The sequence below is a fragment of the Microbulbifer sp. TYP-18 genome (genome assembly GCF_040932045.1).
In the GTDB taxonomy this organism is placed as follows: Bacteria; Pseudomonadota; Gammaproteobacteria; order Pseudomonadales; family Cellvibrionaceae; genus Microbulbifer.
In genome coordinates, this window is the sequence record NZ_JBFRBC010000099.1 from 1 (window position 1) to 419 (window position 419).

A 419-nucleotide genomic window follows, 5' to 3' on the forward strand; every position below is an offset into this window, starting at 1 on the left:
CCACCTTCGCGGATCGCGAAGCGCAGCCCGTCTTCCATGGCGATGGGGGCGATCAGAGTGACTTTCATCTGGATATTGTCACCCGGCATCACCATCTCGGTGCCTTCCGGCAGCTCCACCGCACCGGTTACGTCGGTGGTACGGAAGTAGAACTGCGGACGGTAGCCCTTGAAGAACGGAGTGTGACGACCGCCTTCATCCTTGGACAGGATGTACACTTCCGCTTCGAACTTGGTGTGCGGAGTGATGGAACCCGGCTTGGCCAGTACCTGACCACGCTCCACCTCGTCGCGCTTGGTGCCGCGCAGCAGGGCGCCGATGTTCTCACCCGCACGACCTTCGTCCAGCAGCTTGCGGAACATCTCCACACCGGTACAGGTGGTGGTGGTGGTTTCCTTGATACCGACGATCTCAACTTC

The 419-nt window shown here is 60.4% G+C and carries 1 protein-coding gene; it reads right to left on the bottom strand.

Annotation, left to right across the window (positions count from 1 at the left end; translation table 11 throughout):
- Positions 1 to 419 (bottom strand): EF-Tu/IF-2/RF-3 family GTPase (locus ABVT36_RS19130; RefSeq protein ID WP_368457987.1); only part of this gene is annotated, 419 nt, incomplete at both ends.